General features: G+C 43.6%; 2 tRNA genes. Both read right to left on the minus strand.

The window, feature by feature from the left end:
- Positions 1-469: 469 nt before the first annotated feature.
- Positions 470-545, minus strand: a tRNA-Ala gene (locus J0N78_RS25510).
- Positions 546-570: 25 nt separating this feature from the next.
- Positions 571-647: transfer RNA gene (locus J0N78_RS25515), tRNA-Ile, on the minus strand.
- Positions 648-802 lie beyond the last annotated feature (155 nt).

Genomic DNA, 802 nt, shown 5'->3' on the forward strand with positions numbered 1-802 from the left:
TTTCGGTGTTCGTCCCGTCCTTCGTCGGCTCCTAGTGCCAAGGCATTCACCGTGCGCCCTTCATAACTTAACCAACGTTTTAAAATAAGCGGCGAATTTCTTCGTCAGTTTTGCCCCTGCGGTACTCACGTATTATTGATACGATCCGTTCCTCGGGACTTCACTTCCTCGAACTTCTTGCTTCTTTTAAAACTTCTAGATTTGTCAGAAGTATAAATACCTCCATACAAACCTTACATTTTTATAAAGGTTGTTGAATTCTTGACGACTCAAGTTTCTCTTGGTTACACCGAAGTGCAACCCGGTAAAATCTTGATGTCATTTCTAGCATTCATTATCCAGTTTTCAAAGAACCAAGCTACTGACTTCAATCACATCTTATAGCTAGAGACAAAAAGAACTTCTGAGCAAGCTCAAAAGCGACTCTGATACTACAGAATAGATTATACCGTTTTCTATAAATTGCTTTTGGTGGAGCCTAGCGGGATCGAACCGCTGACCTCCTGCGTGCAAGGCAGGCGCTCTCCCAGCTGAGCTAAGGCCCCTTATTTTAATTTAAAATTGACATTCTGGTGGGCCTAAGTGGACTCGAACCACCGACCTCACGCTTATCAGGCGTGCGCTCTAACCAGCTGAGCTATAGGCCCTTAGCCAACTTATAATTAAGAGAGAATGAGTTTTGAGTTCTCTCAAAACTGAACAAAAAAGACCAAAGCGTACATACCGAAGTATGCATCGACTAGAGTAAATACTCCATAGAAAGGAGGTGATCCAGCCGCACCTTCCGATACGGCTACCTTGT

The organism is Alkalihalobacillus sp. BA299 (assembly GCF_017745675.1).
Classification (GTDB): domain Bacteria; phylum Bacillota; class Bacilli; order Bacillales; family Bacillaceae_F; genus Alkalihalobacterium.